Here is a 26,779-nt window from a genome sequence, read left to right as displayed (position 1 = left end):
CGAGCATCTTATACAGAACAAGGGGATTTTAATGGCACACGCTGCAAAAAGACCGCATTTGCCCGAGCTGGACATCGTCAGAGCATTCGGGATTATGGCGGTCATCATGATTCACGCTACATCATCGATCGTAGCAATCTACGATCACCAGGCTACGCTGTATCCGCTGTACCTGTTTTTGAACATTTTCACCAAATTCGCAGTGCCTGTTTTCATTTTTTTAAGCGGATTCATGCTTTTTTACAACTACTACGACAAGCCCTTCACGGCAAAAACAATCGGACAATTTTACAAAAAAAGAATGTCCAAAATCATTATCCCGTTTCTTCTATTTTCGTTCCTTTATTATGGCCTTACGCGGCTGATACAGTTCGGCTTTACCGACGTGCAGACGTTTATCGGCTACTTTACGACAGCTGAATTTCTCAAAACGCTTGTCATCGGCAAAACCTATACGCATCTCTACTTTGTCGTCATTATCATTCAATTCTATGTGCTTGCGCCGTTCATGCTGTATGCCGTCAAACGGTTTCCAGCGCTCAGCAGGCATATTGTCTGGATAGGCCTGCTGGTGCAGTGGCTGTTTGTTTATAAGGTGACCGACTTGTTTCATCTCATCAATCGCGGCAGCTATTCGTTTACCTATATGTTTTATTTTGCGGCGGGGGCGTTTATCGGTATTTATTACTTGAAGCTGGCCGATTGGATCAATCTGACTAAAAAAAACGCAACGCCTCAAAAAATCGCAGTCTCGATTGCGCTTTGGGCGTTATTCCTATCGTCGAGTGCAGTTATGGTCTATTTTTATTACGAGAATCGCCTGTATAATACAGCCGTTATTGATACGAAGCTGCTCGAGCTTGTGGACGAGGTCCGCTGCGTAACCGCAGGCATCGTACTGATTCAGCTTTCCTGCTGGGTATATGCAGCGTGGAACAAAACGGCGGTCAGAGCGCTCTTACATATCGGCGCCACCTCCTTCGGCATTTACTTGATTCACCCGGTCATCTTGTATCTATACCGGAAAATTAACTTGAGCAGTGATCCGCTCCTGTACCACGTCTGGGCGTCAGGCGGCTTCTTTATCGCGCTGCTTATCCCTTGGCTGCTCGTATCGCTGTGCGCGCCGTTTAAATGGCACTGGCTGCTGTTCGGTCCGCTCCCGGCAATGAAGAAACAGCCAAATGTTCCAATTCAGCCGGGTATCGAAGCCAAATAGAACAGAGCCGTCCGATCGCTTAAGCAAGCGCGGACGGCTCTTTTTTGCAGAATGCTCTCAGCGTCTATCACTTACTTTTAATAATTAACTTTATTTTAATAAAAACATACGTTAAAATAAGCGTAACATGCGTGACGTTTTCCAGTATTGAACATGCTAGAAAGACGGCACGGAATACGCTTTTATTCTGCATGGCTTCACAACTTAATTTAGGAGGTCTTACTATGCCGACATTTTTGGATAAACATATTTCGCTAGGCGAAGTGAAACTGAAGGTTAGCCAGCTGGAGCGGTCGATTTCATTTTATGAGGAAGTAGTCGGGTTAAAGGTTTTGCAGCATGATGCGGCAAATGGCGTCGTTACTTTCACCGCCGATGGAAAACATACGCTGCTTGTGCTGGAGGAAGTGCCGGATGCGGTTGTTCCCCAAAGAAGATCCTATGCCGGATTGTACCACTTTGCATTATTGCTGCCGGATCGCCGTTCGCTGTCGCTTGCCCTGCGCAATCTGATACAATCGGGCATTCATATCGGGCAGGCGGATCACCTCGTGAGCGAGGCGCTTTACATTGCCGATCCGGACAATAACGGCATCGAAATTTACGCGGACCGTCCGCGCGAAGAGTGGAAGCGCGATGCAGGCGGCAACTATGTGATGGCATCCGATCCAATCGCTTGGGAAAGCCTGCTCGCCGAGAGCGAGGGGCTGGAATGGAGCGGCCTGCCTCAGGGCACGGTCATCGGACATGTGCATTTGCATGTTGGCGATCTGCCGGTTTCAAAGGCCTTCTACACGGGTAAGCTCGGCTTCGATGTTGTCGGGGATTATGCGCAAATGTCGGCCGTGTTCGTCTCGGCAGGCGGGTACCATCACCATCTCGGGCTGAACATTTGGGCTGGCGTTGGCGCAGCATTGCCGCCGGCGAATACGGTAGGTTTGTCGTATTTCACAATCGTTTTTCCAACATCCGCTTCACGCGAAGCTTTGCTTGGCCATCTACAGAGCGAAGCCGTTGACGTCCAGGCGCTAGGAAGCGCGTTTGTCGTGCACGACCCTTCAGGCATCGCCATACACCTGACCGTAAAAGCCGATTAATGAAGCGGCGCCCCTTGTCCGTAGATCGTTCGGTACATTTTCGGTGATACGCCCTCGGCAATGCGGAATACACGTATAAAATAACTCGCTTGTGCGAACCCGCACCGCACCGCAATCTCTGTCACGGACAAAGCCGTTGTCGCAAGCAGCAGCTTCGCCGCATCGATGCGGCATTCCGTGACATAGTGATTCGGCGTCTTCCCCATAACCTGCTGAAACAACCGCAGAAAATGATAATGGCTGTAGCCCGCCAGCGCCGCCATCCGCTCCAGGCTCCACGGCTCCTCGCATCTGTGCCGGATTTGATCGGCAGCTGCCCGTATCGCATTTTGCTTCTCGAGTGCGGAAGAACCCTCAAGCCGCTCCGAATGCTGCACCAGCTCCACTAATATTTCATATAACAGCGCAGATATGCGCGGCTCATTGCTGGTCTCGAAAGGATTGCAAAGCGCATACATATCCTCCGTCAGCTCCTTGAACCGCTCGCGGTTGGAAAAGGTAAACAGCCAGCCCCCGGAATCGTCGGCCTCTCTCAGCATAGGCAGCGGAATTTGCGTCTCAAAATGAATCCACCGCACGTCCCACGGATCCTCCTCGCTCGAACCGTACTGCTGAAAGGCATGCTTTGGAAACAAAAAGCCGTCTCCAGCCCGCAGCTCCAGCCGCTCCCCTCCGCTTCCGTTCATCACATAACCGCTTCCCTCAAAAATAAGATGCAAATTATAATGCTTAAGCTGACCCTGCTCTCTTCGTTCGGCATGCTGCGGAAAGTCATTGAACCGGCCGATTAAATCAGGGTAGCAGACATACTGGGAAAAAGACGGATTCGGTACGATAATGTGTCTGATCATCGCTTCCAGCCCCCTTCATTAAGTTCGCAATATTGTATCATGAATCGCAGGATATTGTCATTTACCGTATATATATTTGATTTTACAATGAGTAAGGAAAGAAATGATTCGCAATATATTCGCATTATTAAGATTTCACTCACTAGGAGGAACTTGAAATGAAACAGACCGACGCGTTAAAAGAATTTCGCCTGGGCGTCTGCTATTACCCCGAGCATTGGCCGGAAGCCTTGTGGGAGGATGATTTCCGCCGTATGCGCGAGCTTGGATTGTCAGTCGTTCGCGTAGCCGAGTTTGCCTGGTCGATTTTCGAGCCGAAGGAGGGCGTCTTTTCGTTCGAGCTGTTCGACCGCGCGCTTGAACTTGCCCATAAGCAGGGACTAAAGGTCATCGTCGGCACGCCGACTGCGACACCGCCGGCTTGGCTTACCCACAAATATCCCGAGGTGCTCAATGTAACGCACAATGGCGTGACACTGCACCACGGCTCACGCCGCCATTATAACTACAGCTCTCAAAAATACCGCGAGCTGTCCGCGATTATTACGCGCCAAATGGCTGAGCACTATAAAAATCATCCGGCCGTTATCGGCTGGCAAATTGACAATGAATTCAACTGCGAAATCAGCGAATTTTACGCGCCTGCCGATCATGATGCGTTCCGCATATGGCTGCAGGAGAAATACGGCACGCTGGAAAAGCTGAACGAAGCCTGGGGGGCCGTTTTCTGGAACCAAACGTATTCGGACTGGGAGCAGGTGTTTCTGCCGCGTCCGACGCCGGTGCATAAACAGCCGAATCCGCATCAGGCGCTGGACGAGAAGCGTTTTATTTCGGATAACACCATTTCGTTCGCTAAGGTGCAGGCAGATATTTTGCGCGAGGTCGCGCCTGATCACTGGGTCACGACGAACGGCCTGTTCGGCCACTTGGACAGCCACCGGATGAACGATGAGCTGCTCGACTTTTTCAGCTACGATTCCTATCCGCAGTTCTCAACGATTTTTTACGATAAAAATGAAGAAAACCCGCTGGCTGACAGAGGCTCGAGCCAAACCCTCGGGACGATTCGCTCCATCTCGCCGAACTTCACCATTATGGAGCAGCAGTCAGGTCCGGGCGGCTGGGTTAACAAGATGGACATGCCTTCCCCTAAGCCCGGGCAAATGCGCCTCTGGACGTACCAATCGATTGCCCACGGCGCGAATATGGTTCTTTACTTCCGCTGGCGGACCGCAACGGTCGGCAATGAAATTTATTGGCATGGCATTAATGATTATCATAATAGGCCGAACCGGCGCGTGCGCGAGGCCGGACAAATCGGAGCGGAGCTTGCCCACGCCGGAAGCCGCATAGCGGGTACCCGCTATAAAGCCGAGATCGCGCTGCTCAGCGACTACGACAACGATTGGGACGGCGAATACGATGTATGGCACGGCCCGTTCGCTTGGCAGAGCGACAAGGCTTGGTTTAAAGCGCTGACCCGCCGCCACATTCCAAGCGATAAGCTCTATGTGCGCAGCGGTACGACGCTTGAAGATTTGAAGCGCTACAAGGTGCTCGTCTACCCGCATCCTGCTATTATGCGCGATGAGACGGCTGCGCTTCTGGAGCAGTATACGCGCGAGGGCGGCATCGTCATTTTCGGCTGCCGGACCGGCTATAAGGATGAGCGCGGCCACTGCTACATGCGCCCGTTCCCGGGGGCGGCGGCTGGACTATGCGGCATTTCCGTCGAAGAGTTTACTTTGATCAAAGGCACGCGGGCAGCAACATCCATGAAATGGAGCGGCGGAGAGGAAGCATTGACAGGGGCGGATTCATTTAACGATATATTGTTCGTGGAGAGCGATTCGGTAGAGGTGGTCGCCCATTACGCCTCCGACTATTATGCAGGCAAGCCTGCGGTAACGAAGAACGTTTTCGGTGAAGGCGAGGCATGGTACTTCGGCGCCGTGTTCAACGAAGCATCGGCCGGGCAAATCATTGAACGGCTTGGCCTTGTATCGCCGGCAGCCGGCTGGCTGACGCTTCCTAAGGAGGTTGAACTGGCCATACGCGAGGATGAAGCCGGACCGCTGCACTTCCTGCTCAACTACAGCGAGCAGTCTGCAGAATTGACGCTCCGTGAAGCAAAAACCGACCTCCTTACCGGCAAAACGTTAAGCGGCACCGTAACGCTCGAAGGCTACGGCGTTGTTGTGCTCAGCTAGCGCTTGCAAGATCAAATTGCATAGTCTTAACCATAAAAAAAGTCTGCGGCATAGGATACCGCAGACTTTATTAATTCATCGGCATTGCCTGCCGTTACTTGTCATAAAAACGCCGCCAATCCTCGTTTTTGTCCCGCACAGACTTCATCAAATCGACATTCACGTTTTTTTCATTGGCCATTTCAATTAAACCGTTCACATCTTTGGGCAAACATTTCCCGGAAAATCCCCGATTGTCCTCATAAACAAACGTGTGGCTTCTGCCAATCCTCGGATCTTCAAGCCATACTTCGCGCAGCTCGTTATAGTTGATATCAAAGGCTTTCGCAATATCATAAAATTCGTTGCAAAAAGTAACCTTCATGGCCAGAAAGCAATTTTCCATATATTTCGCCAGCTCTGCTGTTTTGGCGTCAGTCAGCACCAGCTTTACCTCGGCATTGTACACCTTCTGATAAGCGCGGACCGCGATGCTTATATCTTCCTGAGCTCCGCCGAACGCCAGCCAGGTGCGCTGACTGAGAGTGGCAAAGGGATGGCTCGCGGTCTCCCCGTAATATTCCGGATGAAATACGATCCGCTTCCCTGTTATCTGTTTCTGCTCATCCGTAAATCCGACAGGGACCGTTGATCTGATTACAATTAACGCCGCCTGCAGCCATGCCAAAACCTCCTCTACGATGGAGGAATCGCATTTTCCGTTTGAAAGCTGCGGCGTCGGCACACATACGAATGCAACATCGCAGCCGTTCACGTCTTCCCTGGTACCCATGTTCAATGGCTCATCATAAACGATTGCGTCCGGAAAAAGTTCACACATCGCTTTACCGACATGACCATATCCGACAATGCCGACCTTCATCGCCTTTTCACGCTCCATATCATGCTGCTGATTTTACGGCTGTTTCCATCACGATGCGTTTTCGCTGAACGGCGAGCAGAACAAACAGAAAGAAATAATAACCCCAGTATAACAAAAACTCTTCCACGGAAGGATTTTGGGTGTAGCCCAAAAATGCTTTCATAAAAATCCCTACTTGACCGTTGACCAGCGGCTGGCTGCCGGTGTCACGAACATATTGCATTTCATCGATCGGATGCTCCGGCATAAATGCCGTAATATTATATACTTCTCCGATCTCTCCTCCCGCAGTCCGGTAAATGCTGCCAATGATGCCGAGATCCTGCATAATGCCGACTGCCTGCACCAGAAGCCCCGCCGAAATCATCATAAGAAATACGGAGGTGATTCTGAAAAACGTGCGCAGGCTGATCTTTTTGGTGCCCTTGAAAAATAAATAGCCGACAACGAAAGCCAAAATAAGGCCCCCCAGCGCACCCCAGCTTTGCAGCGCCTTCTGGATATCTCCTCCTGTAATCGCGGCAAAGAAAAAGACCGTTTCCACCCCTTCACGCACCACTACGAGAAACGAGTGCAGCACCATATTTACGATGCCTCCAACCGTTAATATGGAAGCAATTTTATTTTGCACTTTCCCCTGCATATCACCCTGCCGGCTCATAAACATAACCATATGGGTCAATAATCCGCAGGACACAAGCATAATTCCGATTTTCAAATAATTTTGGCTGCCTATGCTCGCGAACCCGGTAAAAATGATCTGGAAGGCAAGCGCAACGCCGTAGCTCGCCGCCAATGCAAGCACTACACCGACCCAAACCCATTTATGCCAGTGCGTTTGTTCGATCCGGGTCAGATAGGTTAGTATAACCCCAACGATCAAAATAGCTTCCAGCGCCTCGCGAAAGGTGATCAAAAACGCCTGTAAATCCATGTTTCCATCTCCTGCTCTGTACTAGCATAATTGCAAGGAAAACACCTGCGCCATTAGGCGCAAGTGTCTCCTCGTTCATTTGATTCACTTATCGAAGGATAATGATTTCACCTTTATCATAAAATACACCTTTGCCGAACAGTTCCGCCACAGCGCGAAGCGGAATAAACGATCTTCCGTTATTCACAAGTACAGGCTGATCCAGCTTCACATCCGCATTTACTTCGCCGTTTTGGACAACTTGGTCCGAACCGATCTTGATGTCAGTCGTTTTGCCGTCTTTTACAATGCTCACTTTTTTGGCAGCCGCATCGTAGCTTACTTCTGCATCGATTGCCTCTGCGATTACGCGAACAGGTACAAGAGTGCGGCTCGTTTTCACGTTGATATAAGGCGCGGCATCCGCAGAAACATCCTTGCCGTTAACTTGATATGTTTTGACGTTAACCTTCAATTGTACGCCGTCTTTCACCACCAGAAACTTCAGCACTTGGAAAGCATGCTTCTTGGCGGATGCAAGATCAGATTTGTCCACCGCATCAGCGAATTGCTGTGCGTATGCAGCCGCTGCCGCATATTTCTCAGCGCCTAGGAACACTTCCTGAGCCGAAAGGAACATATTTCCTTCCATCGCGTATCCGCGCGCCCCTTGCAAATCGCCTGCTTCCAGCTTTACAAAAGCTTGGTTCACGTACTCGGATACTTTTCCGATCATCGCACGCTGCATGGCATCCTGAATTTTTTCTAAGTTGACTTTGCTGGCATCTCCTGATGCGAAAACGTTGCGGATATAATCGGCGTCCGCCGCGCTGCCGCCTTTCAGGTAGGTATATACTGCCATGTAGAAAAAATAACCTTCGGTCATCGCAGCCGGTTGATCGGCAGCCGGTTTTGTCGGGATGTTCTTCGCGTACGTATGAAGAGCGAGCGCAAAGGTTTTGATCAGCGTCTTGTCCAGCACCTGGCGGTGAACGTTGAAATCATCCGCTTTGCCGCTTGCAAGGTCGCTAAGCAGCTGCTCGATCGTGCCATTTAGAATGTCGGCCATATGTAGGCTGTAGGAGTTATCACGTTTTACAACCGTGGCTTGCAGGACACCCTCGTAAATTTGAACAACTTTGTAGAATTCCGTTTGAGCCTTCGCATTATCGCCGCTTTTGAGCGCAGGTCTAACCTGATTGTTAATTAAGTCGCGGATAGCGAAGTAGAAATACCACTGCAATCCCTTATCGATCGCTTGCTTGGCTTGACCTACATTCAGAGTGCCTGCGATCGCATTGTCCAGAACGATCGAAATGTTCTCGTCGATTTTCGGATCGTCAGGTTTAATATTCGCATCGATCCGTTTTACTTCGGTTTGGAATTTATCTGCATAAAACTTCTTTACAGCGCTCAAATCGGTATTGTCCGTAAATAATGCTTTAATATCAGCGAAATCCTTGATCCGTGCAGCTATAGCCGCATCTTCGGTAATCTCGAACTTGCTTGCCGCACTTACGGCGGAGCCTAAAGTGAAGAAGGATGAAAGCACTAGCGAAACGCTTAAAATCATTGACAACCATTTGCGCATCTTAATCTCTCCCAAATTTTTTTATTTATAACCATTTCTTTTTGCGGGCAAGCCAAATGCCTGCGCCAGCCAGCAATACAACACCGCCGATAACCGAAACGGTTACCACAGGATTCGTTTTGTCGGCATGCTCCATCGGCGCATGCGCCGCGAGCTCCTTGCCCGATTCCTCGACTACACTGCTGTCGGTTGAAGCAGCTGCTTCCGCTTCAGTCGCATTCTGCTCTGCAGATTCCACTGTCTCACTCTCGGCAGCAGGTGCGGGTGTTGCAGTTGCAGCGGCATCCGCTTCAGCGCCGTCCTTCGCGGCGTCAGCTTCGGCAGACGGTTTTACCGTTTCCGCTTCTGTAACCGCAGTTGCGGCAGGCGCTTCATTTTCCACGTTTTCCGTCGGCTTGGTTTGCTGTTGCTGCTCTTCAGCAGGCTTTTGTGTTGCAGCAGGCTTTAGAGTTGCAGCAGGCTTCACAGTCGCTGCAGGCTTTGACGTTGCTGCTGGCTTCGCTGTCGCGGCAGGTTTCTGCGTTGCAGCAGGCTTTGCGGAAGCCTTGTAAGGAAACAGAGGCTTCACGACGCCGTAAATATAATTCACCTTTTTCTTAAATACATCCGGCTCCGCTGCTTTTTGGCCGACTCCGAACAGTCCCGGATTTCCGAGCGCTTCAAGAGCCTCATTGAATGCCGCATTTATTTCATCAGACTTAGAGCCGATATAAGGCTTCAATGTATCAAACGTCGCTTTTGCTTTCGCGAGGAGCAGCTTCGTTTGGGCATAATCGTCGAATCCCTTGATCGCATAAGTGAAGCGTCGATCCAGATTCATTACGAGCACAGCTTTGAAATTGGCTGTAGTAAGCTTGGCATTCTTGTCCTTGAAATTGTTATCAAGCGTTGCCGCGACCGATTCGCCGAAATGCGAAACCATTTCCGGTCTCCGTACTTTATAAGCTTCTTCCGCAGACTTCCAATTAGGCGATGCGCCTGCTAAACTCGCTTCTACCAATTTGAACGTTTCAGCAATATCTTCCGTATTGGCATCCCCGTAAGAATAGGCCAGCGCTTGGGACGGCGCGATATATAACGCTACAGTAACCAAGAGAAGAACGCATAGCAGCCAACGTTTCATCTCATCACCTCTCGTTGATCATAATTCTCACTCACAAGTTGTAATGATAATCATTATCGACCAATCCGTCAATAGCTGTGTTAGCTATATTTTTCACACGATGGATCTTTAATCGAAAATGTTGATTAAATAAAAAAAAATGATGACAATGTCATCATTTTTCAACCCACTCGTATAAGGTGATGTCCGCGTAAACCGGATCAAATAAAGGATCCGAATGAAACTGTGCGATCGGTTTCACATGTTCCCGCACATGCTGCCCCTGCTGTTCGAATCCTTGCACGACATGATCCGTAAGCAGCACCCGCCGTTCCGCGACAGCGGCCGCTGTCGCCTTAAAATACTCATAAGTGAAGATCCGCTCATGCTCGTACCCCGCCTCCAAATATTGCAGCACGCGCGTTTCCTCCCAGGTGTACAGCACGAAAGGCTCCTTTAGCGCGCTTGCATACCGGTGAAGCTGATACACGGCCGGAACCTCGGCAGCCTGACGCTGAAGCAGATTTGCCCCGTTAACAATCTGGGCGGCAATCAGGACAAGCAGCAAAGCATGGATGACCACGGGGATAGCGAATGCACGATGGAATGGCTTCGCGGGCTGATCTTGCCAAAGCGACGAAGCAGTGTTTATCGCTGTGCAGTAGATAAAGAACAGCAGCGGACCAGCTATTGGGGCAATGTGGCGCGGCTTCTCGATATTTTGACCGAATAGCGCCCACAATAAATAAAACAAGGTGCATGCGGCAAGCCATCCATAATAAGACCGGTTTACGTATTCCATGTCCGAAGTCGTCCGTTTCTCCAGGGCTGGGCTGTCATGATCGCCGTCCATAGAAGAGAAGCTCCTCTGCCCCTCTCTCCGCAGCCAAAGCCCTGCGGCCGTAGCGAGCAGAAGCAGCCCAAGCAGGATGCCGGCGGCAAGGGACCGTCCAAGCAGCGCATGATCGATCAGATTAGAGCCGAGCAGCTTTAGTATTCGCGGACCAAACGCCATACTTGAGGAAGTGACTCCACCTCCCCACTCCGAGAAATGGCCTTCCACAAAGGCAAGGGAAAGCTTCCAGAAGCCGGATACGGTTCCCTCCGACAGCGCCAGTCCGACGACCCAGACGAGCTGAGCCGACAAAAAAACAGCAGCGGACAGCGCCAGCCTCTTGTATCTTTTCCCGCCTTGCTTGTATTGGTCCATCCAAAGCGGAAGGAGCGCAAGCCCGAATGGAAAAAAAGAAAGGCGCGTCCCCATCAGAAATCCGAACATCAGCATCGGAAGCAAATACCGGACTACTGATTTTGGACGCGCCAATGCTGCGCTGATGCTCCATAAATACCACCAAAGCACGGCAATGCCGGCACATTCGGACATTGGCCGCGCAGACATCAGCCACAAATAGGGACTCGTCAGGACAAATGCGGCAAACAACAAGCCTTTGTCCCAGGAGCCTGTAATGCGGCGCGCCAGAAGCGCCATCGGAATGGCTGAGCTTAACGCCGCAAGCGTGTTGAATACGGATAACGCTTGAACGGGGTCTTCAATCCAGCGGTGGATAAAGGAAGCGCCGAGAATAAAATAAGGGTAGCCTGGGAAATGCGGCTGCATGGCAAGCAAATCATACCGGTGCAAAGCAAGCGCAAAATCAACCTCGTCCCAAGTGCGTGCAATTGGGCTTGCATAACGCAGACACATGTAGACGAATACAAGGATGACAATAGCAGCAAATAAAGCCGTGCCCGCTTGGACTGCTTGGACTGCCGTACGCCTCATAGGCTGGCTCTCTCCTTGCGGCGTATAGCCTTCCCGGCCTTTCTTCCGGTCACAGGACGCCTCATCTCCTTATAAATTGCGGGGATGACGGAGGTAACATATTCCCGGAACTTAATAAACGATTGTCCCATCGTGCGCACCTGATAAGAGATTGGAACTTCCTCCAAGCGGAATCCCTGCCTGATCAGATTGATCGTCAGTACCTGGGCATAATTGTAATCGTGAATAATTTCGGCATTCTCCATCGCTTCACGGGAAAATCCTCTCATCCCGGATTGTCCGTCATAAATCCATTTGCGGAGAAGCAAAGCCTGTACCAGTGTAAAAACATAGTTTCCCAGTCTGCGGTGCAGCCTCATTCCGCGAATCTGTCCTTTGAATCGCGAGCCGAAGGTGTAGTCGGCGCGCCTTCCGATGATCGGAGCGATGACGTCCGGAATTTGCTCGGGCGGATATTCATTGTCGGCGTCGATCATCAGCCCGATCACCGCATCCATTCTGCAGCATTCCGCCAGCCCTTCCCGAACGGCGGCCCCCAAGCCGCGATTGCCCGGAAAGGAAATAATACGGTCGGCTCCCGCTTGTTTCGCGACTACCGCCGTGTTATCGGTAGAGCCGTCATCGATGACCAGCACCTCTACCGTGTAATGCGGATGAAAATGCCGCGGGACTCTGGCAATCACGCTTGCGATATTGCTTTCTTCGTTGTGCGCCGGCATGAAGACGACGACCTTCTGCTTGTCCATGATGGTTTCCTTTCCTGTTCCCGCATTATTTTGTCTTCATGGCATCCGACAGCACCGTGCCTCTGCTGCTGCTTGGGACCGGAGCTCCAAGCAAATAAGCTAATGTAGGAGCAATCGAGATTAGTGAATGCTTCTCATCGATGCGCAAGCCTTGTTTAATGAAGGGACCGTGCATAAAGAAAGGCACATACCGCTCCCCTTCATCAAGATGGCCGTGTCCGCCGATGCCGTCAGCCTGTCCGTGATCCGCGCACACGAGCAGCGTCGTATTGTTCATCATTCCGCGGCTTTCCAGCCAGCCCGCAAACTCTTCGATTAAACGGTCAGCTTCCTCGATCTTCTGCACGTATTCATCATACAATACACCCCGGCTATGTCCGGTTTGGTCGACGCCAATCAGCTGAGCCACCAGCAAATCCGGATTTTGCTCTTCCATGATCCGCTTGGCGCGCTCGATAATATTCCGGTCCGCAACGTCGTTATGCATCACGGCCGTGACGCTTTCCACATCATCGCCCATCGAATCGATCAGATGGGCGATGCCGAGCAGCCTGCCTTTCTTTCCTGCCTTGCGAAGCGAATCAAAGATGCTTTCCACCTTGATGCCCAGCTTCCACACCATATTGGAGCGGATACCGTGCTCGCGCGGGTATGTGCCTGTAAACATGGAAGAGAAGCATACGACCGTACGTGCCGGATACACCGTTTCCATCTGGGTATACTCGGTGCCTTCTGCTCTAAGCTTTTTCAGAAAAGGAGCGTTCGCGTCCTCGAACCGTTCCTTGCGCATGCCGTCAATGACAATGACGATCACTTTCTCGTTTATAGCGCTCTGCGGCCAGCCTGACTTGTCCGTAAGCGGCGCAGCCTCCGCCGGCTTCCAATCGAACAGGTTTGCATGAAGCACATAGCTGTACAGCCATAGGCATGCAGCAAAAATAGCCGGCGTAAGCAAATGCAAGTCAGCCGCGGCAGTGAAAGCTTCGAATGAGCCGATCGAATAAAAAACATCGTAAAAATGGTTCCATACGAACAGCAGCAGCAAAAACTTCGGCATTTGCTCCTGCGCGTTGCCGCTGGTCGAATCGCTGTTTTTCAAGACAAGCTTCCAGAAACGGGTAAAATTCCACCATGATGTGCCGATCCGCAAATGATAATAGAATGTCCCCCAAAAATAGACGGTGAAAAAATAGAAAAGTCCCAGCGCAAGCAAATAAAGAGAGAGGCTTCCATGATCCCAGACGAGCAGCGCGGCTATGAGCGGCAGCCACAAATAATTGCGGAGCAGGAGAGGGAAATCAAAGCAGTAATAAATAACAAAAAAGGGCAATGTTATCAAGAGCCCGAGCCCCGCCGCACTCCAGAACTGCGTGTCCGACCACTCTCCCATGCGATATAGCAAAAATACGCCGAGCACGAAAATCGGGGTGAATGGCTTCCCTTCGTTTAATAGATTCCAACATCTCGCAGCTACAATCTCAAATGGCGATGCCTTTTTCATAATGAATTCATTCCTTTATCCTATTTTTCTTTCCTTAATCCAGGCTCTCGCTTCCCGCCAGCCGAGCGGCATGCGAAGCAGGGAATAAGCACCCATAACGAAGGCGAACATGAATTTGAACGCATGCGACAAGATCGCCGCCCCGTAAGCTTCCTTCCCGTTTATTCCGAGCATGGCAAGCGAACCGCTCAAGGTGCTCTCATAGGTGCCGATGCCTCCAGGCGTAATATGAAATACTTGTCCGGCAATCGTCATGCTGTTGGCCCATACGAGGGAGGCAGCCCCAAGCTGCAGTTCGAGTATGCTTGCGATACCGTAAATGACGCCTGCTTCCAAAATCCAGCTCACCGCAATAGCGGCCAAAATAAACAGCCCCTTTCCCGAAAGCATCGCAGCTTTGAAATGCGCCAGATGCTTCTGTATAAGCGGCATTTTTTTTAAAACGGGCAGCTTATAGACAGCAGCCATAAGGACAGCGGCAGCCAGCAATACGGCGCCCCATAGCCAAGAGGACGGCAGACCAAGCATAAGGATGCCTGCGCCGGCATACAGGCATAAAGTGAGCATATCGAGTAAACGCATGACGGTTACCGAATGCAGCGCCTCGTCCCACGTTTTATGGGCTGTTTTCATCAAAAACCCGGTGCGGACAATGTCTCCGGCTTTTAGCGGCAGAAGATGGTTGACCAAAAGGCTGTAGATGATGCCATGAAAAAAGATTCCTAAGCGCTCGTTTGATCCCGAATATCTCCGCCATGCCTCTGCCTTCAGAATAAACGACAGCAAATACGCCGTAAACATAAACATAAGCCACTGCGGCTGCTTAACGAGCAGCAATAGATCGCCGAGCCATTCATCCTTATCAAACCACCGCCATGTCATCCATATAAAAGCGGCAAGTAAAGGCACAGCCGACAGACGTATGATCCATTTTATTCGCATTTTTGAGACATTCCCTTTTCTTTAACTAAATAATAATCATTCTCAATTAATGATATCAATATATGTTTTTTTTAGGCAACCGTCAATGACTTGGTTTATTTTACATCAAATGATGTTGACCATCAGCACAAAAAGGAGCAATCATCCGGATTGCTCCTTTTTATGCTGATTAGCTGCGGCTGCGAATGTCTATCCCTGAATAACGGTTACACCGAGATTGCGGTAAGGCTGGAGCGTCTCGTCCGGTACTTGCTTCTCCGTCACCATATAAGTCAGCGAGCTTGCAGGCGCTACAACATAGGTCGATGAGGTGCCCATTTTCGCCGAAGTGACAAGCCCTACCGTCTCGGCTGCGGATGCGATCATTTGTCTTTTTACGTAGGACTCATCTAGAAAGGGCACGCTCATACCAATTTCCGGGTGGATCGCGTAGACGCCGAGAAAATAAAGATCTGCTCTTACTTTATTTAAGGCTTCAATAGCCGCCACACCTACATTCACTAATGCATCTTTGAACAGGGAGCCTCCAATCATAATGACCTCGGCCTTTGGATGGGATGCTAATGCGATTGCAATTGGCGGACTATTCGTAAACACGGTAACCTCTAACTGAGCGGGAAGCCGTTCAGCCACCCTAAGATTAGAAGTGCTTCCATCCATCAATATAACCTGCCCCTTACGTATAAGGGAGATGGCCGCTTCTGCAAGCTGCTCCTTGATTTCAACCGCGTCTTTTTGCCGGTCCTCATAGTGTACCGCGGAAGGTGGTTTGGGAAGTGCCCCGCCATGCACGCGGTGGAGCAGACCCAAATGATCCATTTCCCGCAAATCGCGGCGGATCGTATCTTCCGAAACCATTAATTTTTCGCTTAATTCCGTTGCGATTACTTTTTTATCTCTATTTAGCATTTCGAGTATATGTTGATGGCGTTCTTCCCTAAGCATATATACGCTCCTCATCTTTAAAATCAATCCAAGTGCTTCCATAACAAGGCATCATGCTTACCTGCTAGATCCTGCACGAAAATAATTGTACCATCGCCATTTAACATTTGAAACATCTTGACGTTGCTTTTTTTTAATTGTATCATCATATTTAAGTAATTGTTAGTGCATGTTTATACGCTTTTATAATTGTTTTTTCGGAAAGGTTGCTGAATGCTCATGAAGAGAATTGCGATTGATATGGACGAAGTGATCGCTGATGCTGGCCTTAAACATTTAAAGCTTTTTAACCGTGATTTTAATGAGAATATTACGGTTCAAGACTTAATGGGGACACATCTTAAAGTACTTCGTCCTCATTTAGAAACTGAAATTTTAAACTACTTGAAAGACCCTGCTTTTTTCCGTGATTTAGAGGTGATGCAAGGCAGCCAGCAAGTAATAAAAGAATTGACCGAACACTATGAGGTTTTTATTACGACTGCGGCTATGGAATTTCCAACTTCCTTTACGGCGAAATACGATTGGCTGAAAGAACATTTTGGATTTTTGAATGAAATGAATTTCGTGTTTTGCGGGGATAAAAGCATTCTGAATGCAGACTTTCTGATCGATGATAATGTAAGACATTTCAAACACTTTAACGGCCAAGGGATCTTATTCTCGGCACCTCATAACAGCAATGAAACAGGATATGAAAGAGTGAATAACTGGCAGGAAGTTAAACGTTTTTTTCTCTCCTAGCTCACAAGAGATGAAGATTGCTGAAAACTGATGAAATTGCACAAACCGATTAATTGCGCAAAAAAAAGGCATTTAAGTTGATTTTGTCGACTTAGTTGCCTTCTTTTTTATTGCTCTCCAGCCTCTATACCTTCAGAGCCGGATGCTTCAGCTGCGACTTCTCGATTTGAATCGTCGTATGCTCGATTTGGAATTCGGCTGCAATTTGCTCAATCGCTTCCTGCAGCACCGCCTGGCAATCGACGCCGTCCTCAACGAGGAGGTGACAGCTTAAGGAATCGAGGCCTGACGTAATCGTCCAAATATGGAGATCATGCACCTCTTTTACCCCGTGAATGAGGAGCAGCGTCTTCCCGACTTGCTCGGCGTCCACATTAGCAGGCGTTCCCTCCATTAAAATATGGACGGTTGATTTGATAACTCCCCACGCGCTTTTCAAAATAAGCACCGCTACGATAACGCTGATGATCGGATCGGCTATATACCAGGAGAACAAAGACATCAAGATGCCGGCAATAATCGCGCCCACCGAACCGACCGCATCCCCAATAATATGGAGATATGCGCTGCGGACGTTTAAATTATCCTTCACATCGGCCTTCCGCATAAGAAACCACGCGCTCGCAAGATTTGCCAGCAAACCAACGCCCGCTATAATCATCATCGTGCCGCTCGCCACGGTTGGCGGCTCCCCGAACCGTTTGACCGCCTCGGCAATAATGAAAGCGGCAATAACAAATAGCGTGACCCCATTCAGCAAGGCAGCCAATATTTCAAACCGGTGAAAGCCGTAGGTTCGACTAGCCGACCGCGGACGTACCGCAATCCACATGGCCGCTAAGCTTAACGCAAGCGCCGCCGTGTCGCTAAGCATATGCCCGGAATCGGAGAGGAGCGCTAAGGAGTTCGTTACCAAGCCCCCAACAAACTCCAGCAGCATAATTCCTGCGGTAATGATAAGCGCGATCAGCAGCCCCGCCTTGTTATTCGGCGCATGCGAGTGGCCATGATGACCGTGTCCGTGGTGGTGTCCATGGTCATGCCCATGAGAATGACTGTGTGAATGGCGGTTATGGCTTTGCTTGCCCTTCTTGGCTTGCTGCTTCTTTATGCTTTCATCCGCTTGATCATGTCTGCTATGGTCATGGCAATTTCCGCTATGGTCGTAGTTATGCTCATTGTCGTGTCCGCTATACTCATGGTCATGGTCATACTCATACTCATGCTCATGCTCATGGCAGCATTCCCCTTCTGAATGAACATGCTCATGATGCTGTTTATCACAGCTGCTTGCTGCTGCATTTATCCTTTGTCCCTGTTTATTGTCGTCGTGTGCTCCGCTCATCAGCTCTCCCCCGATCCATTCCGCAAACAAACGATAATAGTCTGCTTCATAACGCTGTTTTTCATTAGCTCTACATTCCAATTAGTCCTAAACATATGAATACATGCTCATATGTATTATATGTAATACCTGCCAATGTTGCAACAACTTTTGCTTATAGGCATTTGCCGACCTTCAATCATTCACAAATGAGAAGTGCTATCCCTTTTATCATACAAAAAGAGACGCATTTCTGCGCCTCCGCTTATTTTCACTGCCTCATTCGTTATTTGACGGTCTTCCTTCTTGCAAAAATATTAGCTCCGCAGCGGCTCCACCGCCTCCGTCAGCTTCTCTTCCAGCTCCGCTGCAAATGCAGCGCGCTGTTCCCCGCTCCATCTAAGACGCTCCGCCATCGCGGCGATAACCGGCTCTTTCCATTTCTGCACGTATCCGATGCGGAAGAACAAGTCGCCTGTTCGGCGGATAAAGAAATCAGCCGGCTTCACCGTCATTTCCGCTTCAAGCGAATACCGCAGCTGCACCGCCAGCACAAGCGGCAGCTTAAAGGAATCAGCCCATGGAGCCGTGCTTTCCGCAAGCGCAAAGAGTTGATCTACGTTTGAGCCGTAACGCTGCGCCAGAAAAGCCGACTCTTCCTTGTTAAAGCCGAAACGAACGCCTTCGGACGTTTTCTTCCGGACGAATGGCTCAAAACCTGCTGATCCGCCCAGATCTCCGCCCGACATCGGTATCGTTTTTGTTGCGCTTTTGTCGTACTGAACGCCGCCGCTTTCCTGTCCAAGCAGCTCAACAACTTTAGAGACGACGGTTTCGGCCATTTTGCGATACCCTGTCAGCTTGCCGCCTGCGATCGAAATAAGACCGGATTCCGATACGAATATTTCATCTCTGCGCGATATTTCCGAAGGCGATTTTCCTTCCTGCTGGATAAGCGGCCGCAGACCCGCCCAGCTCGATTCCACATCCGCTTCGGCAAGCTTCAGCTCCGGGAACATAAAGTTGACGGCCTTCAGCAAATAGGTGCGGTCCTCCAGCGTCATGACCGGATTAACGGTATTGCCTTTATAATTCGTATCGGTTGTACCGAAATACGTTTTGCCGGCGCGGGGAATCGCGAACACCATGCGTCCATCCTGCGTATCAAAATAGACCGCTTGGCGCAAAGGGAAACGCCTCTTGTCGAACACGAGGTGAACGCCCTTTGTCAGACGTAGCGTTTTACCCTTTTTCGAGCCGTCCATTTCACGAATATCATCGACCCAAGGGCCTGTTGCATTGATGATTTTGGCCGCCTTAAGCTCATATTCAGCGCCGCTGATCGTATCCTTGACCAACGCGCCGGTTATTTGGCCTTCCTTGCCGTACCGCAGCGTCTCCACCTTCGCATAATTGACGGACAAAGCACCGGTCTCCACCGCTTTCTTCATCACTTCAATCGTAAGCCGCGCGTCATCCGTCCGATATTCCACATAATAGCCGCCGCCCTTTAAGCCCTCCCGCTTCAAGAGAGGCTCCTTCTCAAACGTATCGGCCACGTTCAGCATCTTGCGGCGCTCTTTTCTTTTTACCCCTGCCAAAAAGTCATATACGCGCAAACCGACCGATGTCGAAAACTTGCCGAAGGTGCCGCCTTTGTAAAGTGGAAGCAGCATCCATTCCGGCGTTGTGACATGCGGTCCGTTCTCGTAAACGATTGCCCGCTCCTTGCCGACCTCGGCTACGACGCCGATCTCAAGCTGCTTCAAGTAACGCAAGCCGCCGTGAACGAGCTTCGTAGAACGGCTCGACGTTCCCGCCGCAAAATCCTGCATTTCCACCAGCGCCACCTTCATGCCGCGCGCGGCGGCATCAAGCGCGATGCCGGCTCCTGTAATACCTCCGCCGATGATCAGTGCGTCAAGCGGGGTCCGCCGCATTTCTGCAAGCACTTGCTCTCGATTTTGCGCCGCAAAAGCTTCGTAATGTTTGTTGCTTGTCATTTTTATTTCCTCCCAGATCTCTATCTATTCATGTTATGCCCTATAATTTGACTGCTCACAAATGATCCAAAACAAACTAAAAAAACCACTCAAACCGCTTCCCAGCCCATAAAAGGGTTTGGAAGCGGTCTTCGTGGTTTCTCCTGATCTCCAACCGTTATTAACTTGCTGTCAGTATATCATAATGATTGCGCAAAAGCCATGGCCGCTTTAACCGCCCGATGCCAGCCGCTATATAAAGCAGCACGCTGCTCTTCTCCCATAGTTGGCGTAAATACTTTATCCACCTGTCTCAGCTTAGCCAGCTCCTCGCGGTTTTCCCAGAAGCCGACCGCAAGCCCTGCCAAATAAGCGGCTCCAAGCGCCGTCGATTCATTGACGACGGGCCGTTCCACCGGAACGCCGAGCAGATCGCTTTGGAACTGCATCAGCATATTATTCGCTACCACCCCTCCGTCTACGGACAACGACCGCAGCGGCAAGCCCGACTCCTCCTCCATGACGGATAGGACATCCTTCGTCTGATAAGCCAATGATTCCAGCACCGCGCGGATAAAATGAGCCTTCGACGTTCCGCGCGTCAGTCCGAATACCGCACCTCTGACATCGCTGTTCCAATAAGGCGTTCCAAGCCCGACGAATGCCGGAACGACGTAAACGCCGTCCGCGGATTCCACCTGCTCCGCATAGCCTTCTGTATCAGAAGCGGATTCGATTAGCTGCAGGCCGTCGCGAAGCCACTGGATTGCAGCTCCCGCGACGAATACACTGCCTTCAAGCGCGTATTCGAGCTTGCCGTCCACCTCCCAAGCTATGGTCGTAAGAAGTCCTTTCTCCGAGACGACCGCTTTGGTTCCCGTATTCATGAGCATGAAGCAGCCCGTGCCGTAAGTATTTTTAGTGCTTCCCTCATCGTAAGCATTCTGGCCGAACAAAGCCGCTTGCTGATCGCCGGCTGCTCCCGCTACCGGTATATGGTTTCCCAGCAGTCCGGCATCAAGCTGGCCGTAAACCTCGGAGGAAGAACGCACCTCTGGCAGCATCGCTTTAGGAATGTTCAAAATTTGCAGCAGCTCGTCATCCCAGCTTCGCTCATGAATGTTATACATAAGCGTCCTTGACGCATTCGATACATCCGTCACATGCACCTGTCTGCCAGTCAAATTCCAAATGAGCCATGTATCGATCGTACCGAATAAAAGCTCGCCCTTCTCGGCACGCTCCCGCGCGCCACCGACATGCTCCAGCAGCCAATTCACCTTCGTACCTGAAAAATAAGCGTCGATCAGCAGTCCGGTCTTCGAATGAAAGATTTGCTCATATCCGCTTCGTTTAAGGCCATCGCTAATGCCTGCCGTCTGACGGGATTGCCACACGATCGCGTTATGAATCGGCTGGCCGGTCGCTTTATCCCAGACAACCGTCGTTTCCCGTTGATTCGTAATCCCGATTCCGGCGATTTGTACGGGTGCAACGCCTGTTTTGGCTAGAAGCTCCGCCATCACCTTCTTCGTTGACTCCCATATAAACAAAGCATCCGCTTCAACCCACCCTGGGTTCGGGTAATGGAGCGGAAGCTCCTCGCGCGCCATATCAACAATCGTTCCGCTGCGATCGATGAGCAGTGCGCGCGTGCTTGTTGTGCCCTGATCGAGCGATAACATATAGGTTTTCATTCGTATTCCCCCTTCACTATTTGGCTCCAGCTCTAATCCGCGGTTTTCCACAGCTCCTTACGGGATGTCGTAATCGCCGATGCTCCCGCTTCAAGCGCCTGTCTAATATGGTCCTGCGTACGGATAAGTCCTCCCGCGATGACCGGAATGCCGCTCCGCTGCTTTACCTCGCTAATCATATCCGGTATGACGCCCGGCAGCACCTCTATGAAATCAGGACGATTTTTACCTAGAACGGTGTAGCTTCGCTCCAGCGCATCCGAATCGATAAGAAACAGCCGCTGAATGGCAATCAGCCCGTTCTGCTTCGTCCGGCCGATCACGCTGGTACGGGTAGAAATAATGCCTGCGGGACGGATCGACTGGCACAGAAACTCAGCCGCAAATTCGTCGTTTTTCAGCCCATCAATCAGATCGGCATGCAGCAGTACCTTTTTCCCATGCTGATCCGCCAAATCGACGATATTTTTCAATTGTCCCAAATGTCCTCCCAGCAGCACCATATATGAAAAAGGGGAGGCAAGAACCGCCTCCACATCCTTCAGCTTATGAACCGCCGGCAATACGTCCTGCCCGTTCAAGAGCAATGACATGCCCGCCACCTCCGCGTGTTCTCTACTTGCTTCCGCTGCCTCTATTTTTACTGCATCACGGGCCTGCCGCTGCTCTCGCGCTCTTGCAGACGGGTCGGCAGTACGATCTTCTTCGCAATTTCCCGCTTGGCAGTCATGCGGTCCGCGAGCAGCTCAACCGCCGTCTCGCCCATGTGCTCCATATGAACCTTCACGGTCGTAAGCGGCGGCTGCAAAAATTCAGAGATGGCGATGTTGTTGTAGCCAACGATCGAAATGTCTTGCGGGACCCGCAGCTTCGCTTCATGCAGCGCACGGAGCGCGCCGACCGCCATAGAATCATTTTCGATAAAAAACGCCGTCGGCAGCTTCTTTCCGCTTATAGCCTGCTTCATAAGCCTGTAACCGTCCTCGGAATATAAATGATCGCCTGTAAACACCAGTTCCGCATCGAACAGTCCATACACTCCCAAACTCTCCATAAATGCAAGCTCGCGCTCATCCCGTACCCGCTTGTTATTTACCGTATTACGCCCGCCGATATAACCGACCGCCGTATGGCCTAGTCCGATGAGATAATCGATGACCTCGAAAACCGACTTTCGCAAATCGATGACAACCGAATCGAACCGGTTATCGTCAGGAGAAGAATCGACGAAGACGATATTCTCAAAGCCTTGCGGAAAACGGTCGACATCCTCTTTCTCGAAGCGTCCGATCGCAATCATCCCGTCGAGCGACTCGCCGGACCAATCTCTGCTATTCGGTTCTCCCGGCATGAACAGCTTCACCAATTCCATTTGCCGCTGGAAGCATTCCCGTTCAATCCCTAACCGAATGGCCAAATAATACGGATCAAGCATTTCCTCCTGATCCGAATACCAGTTCACGAGCCCGACGCGGTAGCGTTCCTTCACGGCTACGCCGTTGCGCTGGCGCAGCGTCTTGTAATTTAATTGCTGCGCTATTTCAAATATACGTTTGCGAGTCTCGTCCGCAACCGAAATGCCCGGATCATAGTTAAGCACCCGTGATACGGTTGCGATCGACACTTTTGCTTTTTGTGCGATATCTTTAATCGTAGCCATACTACCGTTCCTTCCTGCTGGCCGCGGCTGCGCGCTGCATGAGCGAAGGATTCCCGCGTAATAACCTGTCGGCATCCACGATCCTGCTCTCGTACGGGCAAAGCTGCTGGCCTCGGAACGTCTTCATGCTATCCGTATGGTTAAGCAGGAATCAGAGCTTGCGCTCACCCGCCTCCCGGACAACAACCTCGACGACCTTGTCACTTTCAATATGCCAGATTTCCTGTGCCTTGACAATAGAATTGGCGAGTTCATCCAGCACATTTGCTCTTAAACCGCCGCCGATATAATAAACCGTGCCTTTTCCGAACGTATTGCGCGTAACTGCGGCAGGTGTTTGATTAGGCATTTCCCAATAGAAAAGGCTGCTCCGGGGTTATTAACCCTGCAGAACAGCCTTAATTTATTGATTATTCATGCTTCAAATGCTGCAGCGTCAGTAAAAAAATTTGCTCCACGTGATCGTCATCCAGTGAATAGAACACGGTCTTGCCGACCTTCCTCCGCTTTACGATACGCATGTTCCGCAGCAGCCGCAGCTGATGGGATACAGCTGATTGGCCCATTGAGAGCACCTGCGTCAGATCGTGAACGCAAAGCTCCGATTGCAATAACGCGTGTATCATCTTTACCCGCGTCGGATCGCCAAGCGCCTTGAACAGATCAGCCAGCTCGGCAGCGGTCGTCTCCGGAATCAATTTGCTTCTAACATTGTCTATGATTAACTCCGAGCCTGCGCATGAATCATCGCATGCTGCGGCAACCTGATTATCCATTATCATCCCACCAACCGTTATTGTTCTAAAGCATATTATAGCATGTTTCAGTTGGCGGGGTGAATCTGAACGATTCTGGCTGCAAAGCGCAAATGTCTTTCTCTATTCTGCCGACACTGCCGCATACAGACCGCGGCTAGAAAGAATCTGCCAAGCAAATCGATAGCTGCCAGATCCGGCTTTAACGGAAACGCCGGCTGCAGTGTCCGTCACCGCCGTTATTCCGGCAGCCCCGGAAGCCGCCGCACCGCTCTCGGTAACCATCGCCCCGGCAGCCGCTCCCGGCAAACGAATTTCAGCAGCCGTGTTTGGCGGAATGGTCACATCCAGCGTAAAGCCTCCGTCCTCCGATTTGGACCATTTGGAGCTAACCGTACCGTACATGGTTTCCAGGCTGCCTTCCGCCCAAGCAAGTCCTTCGCCGGGCTGCGGCGCAATGACGATTTGCTTGTAGCCAGGAGCCGTTTCAACCGTTTGAATGCCTGCTACTGTGCGGTACATCCACTCGCCGATCGCTCCGTACGCATAATGGTTGAACGAGTTCATATCTCTGCTCCAGAAGCTTCCGTCCTCCTTAATGCCGTCCCAATGCTCCCAAATCGTCGTTGCGCCCTTCGTTACAGGATACAGCCATGATGGGTATGTTTGCTGGAGAAGCAGCTTATAGGCCGCCTCGTTCTGACCAAACGAGCTAAGCACATGGTTCAAATACGGCGTTCCGACAAAGCCGGTCGTCAGGTGGAACTTATTTTGCTCCAGCAGCTCGGACAGCTTCGCAATTGCCCGCTTCTCTGCCGTCTCATCGAGCAGGCCAAACATCAGCGCCAGCACTTGAGCCGTTTGCGTCGGCACCGCCAGCCTTCCTGAAGCGGTCACAAATTCCTCCCTCCAAGCCGATACGATCTTGTCGTACAGCTCCAGATACTCGGCAGCATCCGCCGACTTATCCAGCACTGCCGCCGTCTTCTGAAGGAGCGACACCGAGTACGCATAGAAGGCTGTCGCAATGAAATCCCGATCGGTCGCCCCTACATAATCACCGGATTTCGCATCGAGTCCGAGCCAATCTCCAAAATGAAAGCCCGTATTCCACAAAAACTCATTTTCCCCTTGGCTCCGAATATACGATACCCAAGCCTTCATGCTCTCATATTGCTCTTCCAATATTCGCTTGTCTCCGTAGCAGACATAGATCGTCCAAGGACATATTACAGCCGCGTCGCCCCAAGCCGCCGAGGACATATCATTCTCGCCCAGCACATGCGGAACAACAAACGGAACGCCGCCATCCTCTGCTTGATCGGCCTCTACATCTCTCAGCCACTTCGTGAAAAATGGCGCAACGTTTGATAAGTATGACGCGGTCTGGATGAACATTTGCGCATCCCCTGTCCATCCAAGCCGCTCATCCCGCTGCGGACAGTCTGTCGGCACATCGAGGAAATTACCCTTCAGGCCCCATTTGATGTTGTGCTGAAGCTGATTGACGAGCGGCTCCGAGCACTGGAATTTGCCGGTCTCCTCCATATCCGAATGAAGCACCACGCCTGTAAAATCATCCAGCTCAAGCTGCCCCGGGAAGCCGATGATCTGCACGTAACGAAAGCCTTGAAACGTGAACCGCGGCTCATACGTTTCCCGCTCTCCGCCCTTTAGCACATATTTAATCGTCTGCTTCGCAGCGCGTAAATTTTCCGTATAGAAATTCCCTTCATGATCCAGCACTTCTGCATGCAGCAGCGTTACTTCCCTGCCCGCTTCACCCTGTACTGAAAATTGAACCCAGCCGACCATATTTTGACCAAAATCAAGAACCGTCTCCCCTTTCGGCGTCGTGAGGAGAGCAATCGGTTTTAAACGCTCTTGCTTGCGGACAGGCTCATTCATCTGCGGCTTCAGCATATGCTTCCCGTGCCGGAGCGTTTCGGCAAAATGCCAGTCTTCCGTACTATCATCATAAGCAGCCGTGCTCCAGCCCTCCCGTTCAAGGCGCGCATCGTACGTTTCCCCATGATAGATCTCCGACAGCTGAATCTCGCTAACAGCAGCCTTCCACCGCTCATCGGTAACGATCAGCTCTTCCCGGCCATCCTCATAGACGATTCGTATTTGCAGCAGCAGCGCCAGTCGGTCGCCATACAAGCAGCGCCGGTCATTCCAAGTCAAATCCCCCTTATACCAGCCGTTTCCGAGATAGGCTCCAATCGCATTCCCGCCTGATTCCAGCAGCCCCGTTACATCATACGTTTGCGTCTGCAGCGTATGGTTGTAGCTCGTCCAGCCCGGCGTAAAATAACTGTCGCCAACCCGCTGTCCGTTAAGCTCAAGCTCGTAGAGCCCAAGAGCAGTCGCGTAAAGACGCGCAGCCTTCACCGTACCGGTTAGCTCAAAGCTCTTCCTTAGCATCGGAGAAGGCTCGGCCGCAGCAGGCAACAGCTCAAGCGGCGCAGTAATCCATTCCCCGGCCCACTCCTCCGGACTAAGCAATCCCATCTCCCAGAAAGCCGTTTCCGACCATGCGGATTCCTCGCCCTTATGATTCCATGCCCGGACGCGATAGTAATAACGCTTACACGACTCAGCGACGAATGAGCCCAGCTCTACATGAGCCGACTGCTCCGATTCCACGCGTCCAGACCGCCATATAACAGCTGCAAAACCTGCTTCCGCCGCGATCTCAATCTCGTAAGCCGATTGGCTCACTGCTCTTTCATCCGACTGCAGCCTCCAGCTAATGCGCGGTCTTGTCACACCGATTCCAATCGGATTTTGCTGATATTCACAGCGTAGTCCCATAATCTCGAACATAATCGTTTCCTCCTTTAGGTTGT

General features: G+C 51.0%; 22 protein-coding genes. 4 read left to right on the top strand and 18 right to left on the bottom strand.

The annotated features are described in order from the left end of the window. The first annotated feature begins 31 nt into the window (after positions 1–31). Together ASG81_RS13930 and ASG81_RS13925 are read left to right on the top strand one after the other, a co-directional pair. Entirely contained in the window at positions 32–1,219 is a 1,188-nt protein-coding gene (locus ASG81_RS13930; RefSeq protein ID WP_056634980.1) for an acyltransferase, read from the top strand. A 224-nt stretch (positions 1,220–1,443) separates the two neighbouring features. Beyond that, entirely contained in the window at positions 1,444–2,316 is an 873-nt protein-coding gene (locus ASG81_RS13925; RefSeq protein ID WP_056634976.1) for a VOC family protein, read from the top strand. Here ASG81_RS13925 and ASG81_RS13920 read toward each other — a convergent pair. Further along, positions 2,313–3,167 carry an AraC family transcriptional regulator gene (locus ASG81_RS13920; RefSeq protein ID WP_056634973.1) on the bottom strand — a complete coding sequence of 285 codons (855 nt, stop codon included), beginning with the start codon at positions 3,165–3,167 and terminating at the stop codon, positions 2,313–2,315. The genes ASG81_RS13925 and ASG81_RS13920 overlap by 4 nt on opposite strands. Positions 3,168–3,325: 158 nt before the next feature. Between ASG81_RS13920 and ASG81_RS13915 the strand changes: the two genes are divergently transcribed. Beyond that, complete coding sequence (locus ASG81_RS13915) at positions 3,326–5,380, top strand: beta-galactosidase (protein WP_056634971.1); 2,055 nt, start codon at positions 3,326–3,328, stop codon at positions 5,378–5,380. Positions 5,381–5,474: 94 nt separating this feature from the next. Here ASG81_RS13915 and ASG81_RS13910 read toward each other — a convergent pair whose 3' ends face one another. From ASG81_RS13910 to ASG81_RS13870, 9 genes are all read right to left on the bottom strand, one after another. Beyond that, positions 5,475–6,260, bottom strand: a complete 786-nt coding sequence (locus tag ASG81_RS13910) for a hypothetical protein (protein WP_056634969.1) — start codon at positions 6,258–6,260, stop codon at positions 5,475–5,477. A gap of 1 nt (position 6,261) precedes the next feature. Next, entirely contained in the window at positions 6,262–7,176 is a 915-nt protein-coding gene (locus tag ASG81_RS13905) for an FTR1 family iron permease (RefSeq protein WP_056634967.1), read from the bottom strand. 88 nt (positions 7,177–7,264) lie between these two features. Continuing rightward, positions 7,265–8,746: a stalk domain-containing protein gene (locus ASG81_RS13900; RefSeq protein WP_056634964.1), complete on the bottom strand. Its 1,482-nt coding sequence runs from the start codon at positions 8,744–8,746 to the stop codon at positions 7,265–7,267. Between the two features lie 25 nt (positions 8,747–8,771). After that, positions 8,772–9,869, bottom strand: coding sequence for a hypothetical protein (locus ASG81_RS13895; RefSeq protein WP_056634961.1), 1,098 nt, complete (start codon positions 9,867–9,869; stop codon positions 8,772–8,774). A gap of 154 nt (positions 9,870–10,023) precedes the next feature. Beyond that, on the bottom strand, positions 10,024–11,631 hold the full coding sequence (locus ASG81_RS13890) for a hypothetical protein (protein WP_056634959.1): 1,608 nt from the start codon (positions 11,629–11,631) through the stop codon (positions 10,024–10,026). After that, positions 11,628–12,377: a glycosyltransferase family 2 protein gene (locus tag ASG81_RS13885; protein WP_056634957.1), complete on the bottom strand. Its 750-nt coding sequence runs from the start codon at positions 12,375–12,377 to the stop codon at positions 11,628–11,630. The genes ASG81_RS13890 and ASG81_RS13885 overlap by 4 nt, the downstream gene beginning before the upstream one ends. Positions 12,378–12,402: 25 nt before the next feature. Beyond that, complete coding sequence (locus ASG81_RS13880; protein WP_056634955.1) at positions 12,403–13,878, bottom strand: alkaline phosphatase family protein; 1,476 nt, start codon at positions 13,876–13,878, stop codon at positions 12,403–12,405. A gap of 15 nt (positions 13,879–13,893) precedes the next feature. Beyond that, a complete protein-coding gene (locus ASG81_RS13875; protein WP_056634951.1) occupies positions 13,894–14,820 on the bottom strand; it encodes a lysylphosphatidylglycerol synthase transmembrane domain-containing protein in 927 nt (308 codons plus the stop codon). Between the two features lie 189 nt (positions 14,821–15,009). Further along, entirely contained in the window at positions 15,010–15,765 is a 756-nt protein-coding gene (locus ASG81_RS13870) for a DeoR/GlpR family DNA-binding transcription regulator (protein WP_056634949.1), read from the bottom strand. Between the two features lie 219 nt (positions 15,766–15,984). Here ASG81_RS13870 and ASG81_RS13865 point away from each other — a divergent pair, with 219 nt between their 5' ends. Then, on the top strand, positions 15,985–16,509 hold the full coding sequence (locus ASG81_RS13865; protein WP_056635656.1) for a 5' nucleotidase, NT5C type: 525 nt from the start codon (positions 15,985–15,987) through the stop codon (positions 16,507–16,509). 124 nt (positions 16,510–16,633) lie between these two features. Here the strand turns inward: ASG81_RS13865 and ASG81_RS13860 are convergent, their stop codons facing one another. The 8 genes from ASG81_RS13860 to ASG81_RS13825 all read right to left on the bottom strand — a co-directional run bounded on the left by ASG81_RS13860 (position 16,634) and on the right by ASG81_RS13825 (position 26,756). Next, positions 16,634–17,620, bottom strand: coding sequence for a cation diffusion facilitator family transporter (locus ASG81_RS13860; protein WP_056635653.1), 987 nt, complete (start codon positions 17,618–17,620; stop codon positions 16,634–16,636). Between the two features lie 530 nt (positions 17,621–18,150). Continuing rightward, a complete protein-coding gene (locus ASG81_RS13855; RefSeq protein ID WP_056634944.1) occupies positions 18,151–19,836 on the bottom strand; it encodes a glycerol-3-phosphate dehydrogenase/oxidase in 1,686 nt (561 codons plus the stop codon). 179 nt (positions 19,837–20,015) lie between these two features. Then, positions 20,016–21,512, bottom strand: a complete 1,497-nt coding sequence (glpK, locus tag ASG81_RS13850) for a glycerol kinase GlpK (RefSeq protein ID WP_056634941.1) — start codon at positions 21,510–21,512, stop codon at positions 20,016–20,018. Between the two features lie 32 nt (positions 21,513–21,544). Next, the gene (locus ASG81_RS13845; protein WP_155971560.1) at positions 21,545–22,099 is read right to left on the bottom strand and encodes a glycerol-3-phosphate responsive antiterminator; all 555 of its coding nucleotides are present in this window, start codon (positions 22,097–22,099) and stop codon (positions 21,545–21,547) included. 53 nt (positions 22,100–22,152) lie between these two features. Further along, on the bottom strand, positions 22,153–23,172 hold the full coding sequence (locus ASG81_RS13840; protein ID WP_056634935.1) for a LacI family DNA-binding transcriptional regulator: 1,020 nt from the start codon (positions 23,170–23,172) through the stop codon (positions 22,153–22,155). A gap of 151 nt (positions 23,173–23,323) precedes the next feature. Then, positions 23,324–23,521, bottom strand: coding sequence for a beta-galactosidase trimerization domain-containing protein (locus tag ASG81_RS13835; protein WP_056634933.1), 198 nt, complete (start codon positions 23,519–23,521; stop codon positions 23,324–23,326). Between the two features lie 61 nt (positions 23,522–23,582). Beyond that, on the bottom strand, positions 23,583–23,948 hold the full coding sequence (locus ASG81_RS13830; RefSeq protein ID WP_056634930.1) for an ArsR/SmtB family transcription factor: 366 nt from the start codon (positions 23,946–23,948) through the stop codon (positions 23,583–23,585). 102 nt (positions 23,949–24,050) lie between these two features. Further along, on the bottom strand, positions 24,051–26,756 hold the full coding sequence (locus ASG81_RS13825) for a glycoside hydrolase family 78 protein (RefSeq protein WP_056635651.1): 2,706 nt from the start codon (positions 26,754–26,756) through the stop codon (positions 24,051–24,053). Between the last annotated feature and the right edge of the window lie 23 nt (positions 26,757–26,779).

Source organism: Paenibacillus sp. Soil522 (genome assembly GCF_001428245.1).
In the GTDB taxonomy this organism is placed as follows: domain Bacteria; phylum Bacillota; class Bacilli; order Paenibacillales; family Paenibacillaceae; genus Pristimantibacillus.
This window is presented reverse-complemented; position numbering and strand designations above follow the sequence as displayed.

What these genes read in the sequence shown, in the direction of transcription:
- glpK (WP_056634941.1), bottom strand. Translation starts at nt 21,512, where the DNA reads ATGAAAACCTATATGTTATCGCTCGATCAGGGCACAACAAGCACGCGC.
- ASG81_RS13915 (WP_056634971.1), top strand. Translation starts at nt 3,326, where the DNA reads ATGAAACAGACCGACGCGTTAAAAGAATTTCGCCTGGGCGTCTGCTAT.
- ASG81_RS13840 (WP_056634935.1), bottom strand. Translation starts at nt 23,172, where the DNA reads ATGGCTACGATTAAAGATATCGCACAAAAAGCAAAAGTGTCGATCGCA.
- ASG81_RS13895 (WP_056634961.1), bottom strand. Translation starts at nt 9,869, where the DNA reads ATGAAACGTTGGCTGCTATGCGTTCTTCTCTTGGTTACTGTAGCGTTA.
- ASG81_RS13890 (WP_056634959.1), bottom strand. Translation starts at nt 11,631, where the DNA reads ATGAGGCGTACGGCAGTCCAAGCAGTCCAAGCGGGCACGGCTTTATTT.
- ASG81_RS13830 (WP_056634930.1), bottom strand. Translation starts at nt 23,948, where the DNA reads ATGGATAATCAGGTTGCCGCAGCATGCGATGATTCATGCGCAGGCTCG.
- ASG81_RS13875 (WP_056634951.1), bottom strand. Translation starts at nt 14,820, where the DNA reads ATGCGAATAAAATGGATCATACGTCTGTCGGCTGTGCCTTTACTTGCC.
- ASG81_RS13910 (WP_056634969.1), bottom strand. Translation starts at nt 6,260, where the DNA reads ATGGAGCGTGAAAAGGCGATGAAGGTCGGCATTGTCGGATATGGTCAT.
- ASG81_RS13865 (WP_056635656.1), top strand. Translation starts at nt 15,985, where the DNA reads ATGAAGAGAATTGCGATTGATATGGACGAAGTGATCGCTGATGCTGGC.
- ASG81_RS13835 (WP_056634933.1), bottom strand. Translation starts at nt 23,521, where the DNA reads ATGCCTAATCAAACACCTGCCGCAGTTACGCGCAATACGTTCGGAAAA.
- ASG81_RS13870 (WP_056634949.1), bottom strand. Translation starts at nt 15,765, where the DNA reads ATGCTTAGGGAAGAACGCCATCAACATATACTCGAAATGCTAAATAGA.
- ASG81_RS13905 (WP_056634967.1), bottom strand. Translation starts at nt 7,176, where the DNA reads ATGGATTTACAGGCGTTTTTGATCACCTTTCGCGAGGCGCTGGAAGCT.
- ASG81_RS13880 (WP_056634955.1), bottom strand. Translation starts at nt 13,878, where the DNA reads ATGAAAAAGGCATCGCCATTTGAGATTGTAGCTGCGAGATGTTGGAAT.
- ASG81_RS13885 (WP_056634957.1), bottom strand. Translation starts at nt 12,377, where the DNA reads ATGGACAAGCAGAAGGTCGTCGTCTTCATGCCGGCGCACAACGAAGAA.
- ASG81_RS13855 (WP_056634944.1), bottom strand. Translation starts at nt 19,836, where the DNA reads ATGACAAGCAACAAACATTACGAAGCTTTTGCGGCGCAAAATCGAGAG.
- ASG81_RS13900 (WP_056634964.1), bottom strand. Translation starts at nt 8,746, where the DNA reads ATGCGCAAATGGTTGTCAATGATTTTAAGCGTTTCGCTAGTGCTTTCA.
- ASG81_RS13925 (WP_056634976.1), top strand. Translation starts at nt 1,444, where the DNA reads ATGCCGACATTTTTGGATAAACATATTTCGCTAGGCGAAGTGAAACTG.
- ASG81_RS13825 (WP_056635651.1), bottom strand. Translation starts at nt 26,756, where the DNA reads ATGTTCGAGATTATGGGACTACGCTGTGAATATCAGCAAAATCCGATT.
- ASG81_RS13920 (WP_056634973.1), bottom strand. Translation starts at nt 3,167, where the DNA reads ATGATCAGACACATTATCGTACCGAATCCGTCTTTTTCCCAGTATGTC.
- ASG81_RS13930 (WP_056634980.1), top strand. Translation starts at nt 32, where the DNA reads ATGGCACACGCTGCAAAAAGACCGCATTTGCCCGAGCTGGACATCGTC.